General features: G+C 35.6%; 4 protein-coding genes. 3 read left to right on the top strand and 1 reads right to left on the bottom strand.

Going from position 1 to position 5,541, the window contains the following annotated elements:
* Positions 1-1,859: protein kinase domain-containing protein (locus tag AC3DU7_RS20875; protein ID WP_488041223.1), on the bottom strand; the 1,859-nt coding region annotated here is incomplete at its 3' end.
* 820 nt (positions 1,860-2,679) lie between these two features.
* On the opposite strand from AC3DU7_RS20875, the gene msrP reads away from it, so the two are divergent.
* The 3 genes from msrP to AC3DU7_RS20860 all read left to right on the top strand — a co-directional run.
* The gene (gene msrP / locus AC3DU7_RS20870) at positions 2,680-3,666 is read left to right on the top strand and encodes a protein-methionine-sulfoxide reductase catalytic subunit MsrP (RefSeq protein WP_488041222.1); all 987 of its coding nucleotides are present in this window, start codon (positions 2,680-2,682) and stop codon (positions 3,664-3,666) included.
* Between the two features lie 242 nt (positions 3,667-3,908).
* Positions 3,909-4,103, top strand: a complete 195-nt coding sequence (locus tag AC3DU7_RS20865) for a heavy-metal-associated domain-containing protein (RefSeq protein ID WP_488041221.1) — start codon at positions 3,909-3,911, stop codon at positions 4,101-4,103.
* 639 nt (positions 4,104-4,742) lie between these two features.
* The coding region (locus AC3DU7_RS20860) for a glycosyltransferase family protein (protein WP_488041220.1) at positions 4,743-5,541 on the top strand (799 nt) is incomplete at its 3' end.

Below are 5,541 nucleotides of genomic sequence, written 5' to 3'. Positions count from 1 at the left end.
AGAGACTGTACTTTCTCTGAATGACCTATCAAAGTACGTTGAGAGCCCCTAGCAACTCGTCGGGGACTATTACTATCCAGATTCCAAAGTTTAATCGTATTATCCCAACTACCACTAGCTAAAGTCTTACCATCTGGACTAATAGCAACAGACCATATAGGGCCATCATGTCCTCTGAGCGTGCGTAACAATCTACCATAACGCCAATCCCATAACTTCACAGTACCATCATTACTACCACTAGCCAGAGTTTTACCGTCGTTACTAAAAGCAACAGACTGAACCTCATCTAAATGTCCATAAAGAGTATATAAAAGTAAACCACTATTCAAATCCCAAAGTTTAATAGTTTTATCCTTACTCACACTGGCAATAGTATTCCCATCTGGACTAATAGCTACAGAGAAAACATCCTTCAGATGACCATACAATGTATTCTTCAAAGTACCACTGTAGATATTCCAAATTTTAATCGTACTATCACTACTGGAACTGACTAGAGTACGACCATCGGGACTAACAGCAACAGACCATACAGGTCCATCATGCCCTGATAATTTACCCAGATTTCTACCGCTATGCAGATGTAATAGTTGAATATTTCCATCCGTACTGCCACTAGCAATAATACGACCATTAGGACTAGCTGCGATTGACCACACTGGGCCAGAAGTAGTAGCTAAAGTTTGCAGTGGAGAAAGTCGGTCTATGATTCCCGTAGGTGGAGATATAGGAGGAAGGGTACTAATATTAGAGTCAAAATCATTTACTTTTATTTGAGGTGACTTTGGTTCTAACTTAGGAATGTTAGTAGATGAAGATAATGGCTGAGTTTGGGGAGATGGTAAGCGAGAATTAATAACTAAAGATAATAGAGCGATCGCTGCTGCTCCCCAAGCAGTTACAGTCCACCGTGGTTTCTGTAGGATAACATCTACTGGTGTTGGTCCATATCTGATATCTTTAATAACTTCTGCAACAGACTGATAACGTTGACGATGGTCTCGCTGCACCATTTTGTCTAATATTCGACCCAGATGGCGACTAATGGGATGTTTTAAATAGTCTCGCCATGCCCACTTATCTGCTTTAATATCAAATAGTTCAAAGGGTGAAACCATAGTCAATAGGTTGAGACAAGTTACTCCCAAACTATAAATGTCAATGTTGGGGTAGACTTTCCCTCGTGTTTGTTCTGGGGCAGCATATTCAGCAGAACCATTAATACTTCCTATTGATAATAAATCTCCAGTAGCGGAAATGGTGACACCAAAATCAACTAAAACAAATTCTTGAGTATTTGTTTCTGGTTTTGTCCGACAAATAATATTTTCTGGTTTAATATCTCCATGAATCAGATGATGGTCGTGGATAAACTCTAAGACTGGCAACAATTGACTTAATATTTGCCAAATTTTATGTTCGCTAAAGACACCATCTTCGATGAGTTCTGTGGCCAAGTTACGGCCTTCAATATACTCTTGTACCAGATAACGGTGGCCATCGTGTTCTACAGAGGCTAATAGTTCTGGAATCTGGGGATGTTTTCCGATTTTGTCTAGTTGGACTGGGTTGCAACTAAAGGTCGGAATAACTTCTTGACCCTGAAAAACTAGGTCTTTTCTGTCGTCTAGACTGACAAACTCTTTAATGATACACGGCGGTTTAGAAGGTTTGTCTTGGTCAATGGCCAGAAATGTATGGCTCCAGACGCTTTCACCCAAAGGTTTGACGACTTGGTAGCGTTCTTTGAGTATCGGGGGGCAGTTGGACATTCCCCCTATTGTCTCATTTTTACTGACAATGTTGTTGTCAGAGTCTTCTGGATTTTGGCTGTGAGAATTGATGCGAGGATTCATAATCAGCAATCAATTGGCATATTTGTTCTATGATAGTATTTCTTAGATTTTAGCTACAAACTTGAAGAAGGGAGTAGAGGAGTATGGGAGTGTGGGAGGAGTGGGGAGTAGGGGAGATTGAAGTAATTATAGAGTTATAAATATATACTATATAACCGGATTCCATATTAAACCCGTAAAATAAAAGTATGAAATTATTATCATTAGACTTCTTGCAGAAGTCAGGCAATAGGGAATAGAGGGATAAAATTGTTTGTTTCATCTCTTGAATTGATTCAATGAAAAGTTTTGCAAGAGATATATTCTTCTTTCTTTTAACGCCCATTATTTCGTGAATTTTTGTTCCACCAAAGTAAAAGTTACTGGTTTCAAATCCCCAGATATTTTCTACATAAACAAAACAGAAATTCTTTAATAATTAAGCAATCAGCTATTAGCTATCAGCCATTAATTTTGGGGAAAATAAAAGCAATTGAGAAATTGAGAAAGAATAAAAGCTACTGTCAAAGTCCCCAGACTAAATTTTAGAAGTAATTATTCATTATTAATTACTTTTAACGTAGTTCCTACGCAGATTTTTAAGTCTAAAAATATAGTGTTTACTGAGCTACAGTTGTTTTTATTCTTTTCTATTATGTAGGAACGTTGCATACAAAGTCCCTACCTACTCTCTACTTCCTAAAACAAAATATTTTTGGTCAAACTTCATAGAGCGAAGTCTACAAATTAAATAAACCTGCTATATATTATAAGCTAGGGATGAAATAATCATCAATCTTCAATATTCAAGTTAAAACCTCATAATAACTAACAACTAATCATGCCTCTAATCCGGATCAAAAAATCTTGGGAAATTCCCGAAACAAAAATAACTCCAGAAACTGCTTATTTAAACCGTCGTCGGTTTATGAAAAATCTAATCGGTGTTGGGTTAACTGCTACTGCATTATCTACTCTTACCAGTTGTGGATCGAACTCCAAAGCATCTTCAACTTCAGAAGCGTTAACATTACCAATGACTGAAAAATTTACGATTAATCCTAACTTTTCTCAAGTTGACCGACCAATCACAAGCGAAGCTCTTGCGACAAAATATAATAATTTCTATGAATTTGGTGGTAATAAATCTATTTGGCAAGCTGCTCAAGCTTTACCCACTGAAAATTGGAAAGTAGAAGTTACGGGTTTAGTCAAAAATCCTCGCGTTTATGACATAGATGAACTACAAAAAAAGTTTCCTCTCGAAGAAAGAATATATCGATTTCGGTGTGTTGAAGCATGGGCAATGGTAATACCCTGGTTGGGTTTTCCCATGAAATTATTAATGGCAGATGTGGAACCAACATCAAAAGCTAAATATGTTCGTTTTACCTCTTTTTACAATGCAGAAATTACTAAAGGTCCTGGTTTTTGGGCTAATAGTTATCCCTGGCCTTATACAGAAGGTTTAACAATAGATGAAATGGCTAATGAATTAGCTTTTTTTGCAGTAGGAATGTATGGTAAATCATTACCGAAACAGAATGGAGCGCCATTAAGGCAAGTTATTCCTTGGAAGTATGGTTTTAAAGGAGCAAAATCAATTGTAAAAATTGAATTTATAGAGTCAAGACCAGCAACATTTTGGAATACTTTGGTACCAAATGAATATGCTTTTGAAGCAAATGTTAATCCTAATGTGCCTCACCCTCGATGGTCACAAGCAACTGAGAAAGTATTAGGTGAAGGAGCTAGTTGGTCTTGGGAAAAAATTCCAACTTTACCTTATAACGGTTATGGAGAATATGTTGCTAGTCTTTATAGTTAATAGCAGAATTGTTTGTAGAAGAAAGATGAAAATATAGTTGATAAAAATATAGTTTTATCGCTTATCTGGAATCTGGAAACTCTATATGTACTTGATTCTCTATGGAAACTCTAAATATAGCACCACAAGAATTGGTTAAGACATTTTTCAATAATCCTCCTTCTACAGCTAGCTGTTCCCTATTCCCTAGCGCAGAGCGCTATACTAATTAAAAATTTGTAACAACCTAACTAATTTTTAATATGGCAATACAACTAAAAGTTCCATCTATTGCTTGTGGTGGATGTGCAGATACGATTACGAAAGCAATCAAAACTCAGGAATCGGAAGCTAATGTCCAAGTGGATGTGGAGCAAAAAATTGTGACTGTGGAAACCAAAGCATCTGAGGAGTCCATTAAGCAAGCGATCGCTGCTGCTGGCCATACGGTTGAATAGAACAAATTTTGTTATAACTGAACTGATAACCTGGGAGGCTTTTTTTGCATAGACTCCCAGGATTTTTAATTTTACTCTAGTAAAAATTGCGTATTCTCCAATTGTGTGAGAATAAATTTATAAAGTTTTAATAAAGCTGTGTTAAAATGTAAATTGAATAAACGTAAATCAATGATAGTTGTATAGATAAGATTATGCAAAAACTAATATAAGCATTACAAATTTGATGTGAACAATACAGAATTATATATGTTCAATATATTCAAAAAATGAGTATGTAGTGCCCTCATTCTGCTGCTGCAGTTCAAAATAATAATGAACGCAACTTTATTATAAATCTTTGTCAAAAGTATTCAAGCTCTAATCACCACAGGACTTACACATGAAGTACGAAAAACTAGGATTTGGTATTGCTTCTCTGTCGGTCGCAATGGCAAAAACACATTGTAATGGGTAAGTCCTACAGCATATATTTATTAAATAGAGCTAGCTTAAGCTAGAGGTTTTAGAGTGGCAAAAATTAGCCTATAAGTTATTGATAGCAAAAAAAAATAACTAAAGTTTTAGGAAATAGGCGAACTATTATGTGAAGTGCTAACAAGAGCAGCGAACTTTCAATAAAAAATGAGGAAAGTACCAATGAGAATAATGGTTTACTCCCATGATGCTTACGGTTTGGGAAACCTTCGTAGAATGTTAGCAATTTGTCGATATTTACTAGAGGCAATACCTAAGCTATCAATATTGCTTGTATGTAGTTCGCCAGTTGTACATAGTTTTCGGATGCCAAAAGGACTTGATTATATTAAGCTTCCATGTATTGGTAGGAATGAGTGCGGTCAACTCGCAGCTAAATATCTAAAAACTGAAACAGAAGAAATTTTTAAATTACGTTCTGAGTTAATTAAAGTAACAATAATAAATTTTAAACCAGACATTATTTTGGTAGATAAAAAACCTTATGGGTTGCAAGAAGAATTGAGAGCAACTCTGGAGTATGTCAAAAATTATGATTACCCTTCAAAAGTTGTACTATTACTTAGAGATATACTTGATACTCCTGAAAAAACAACCGCAGAATGGAAAGCAAAGCAATACTATGCAGGAATTGAAATGTTTTACGACCAAGTTTGGGTTGTGGGGATGAAAGAAGTTTTTGATATTACAAAAGAATATAAATTTCCTGCTTCAATTTCAGATAAAGTCAAACATTGTGGTTATATTCGTCGCACGGCAGAAGGAAAAAATACTTACGAAATACGACAAGAATTAAACTTCAATCTTGACGAACAATTTGTGTTAGTAACGGCAGGGGGTGGTGCTGATGGTTATCATTTAATTGATAACTATATTTCAGGATTAATTCATCTCCCAAAAAAGCATAAAATAAAGAGTTTAATTATTTGTGGTCCAGAAATGCCACAGGAAAAACAGCAAG

Source organism: Okeania sp., from assembly GCF_983059655.1.
This window is presented reverse-complemented; position numbering and strand designations above follow the sequence as displayed.

Coding starts and splice junctions, on each gene's coding strand:
- msrP (WP_488041222.1), top strand. CDS start 2,680: ATGCCTCTAATCCGGATCAAAAAATCTTGGGAAATTCCCGAAACAAAA.
- AC3DU7_RS20865 (WP_488041221.1), top strand. CDS start 3,909: ATGGCAATACAACTAAAAGTTCCATCTATTGCTTGTGGTGGATGTGCA.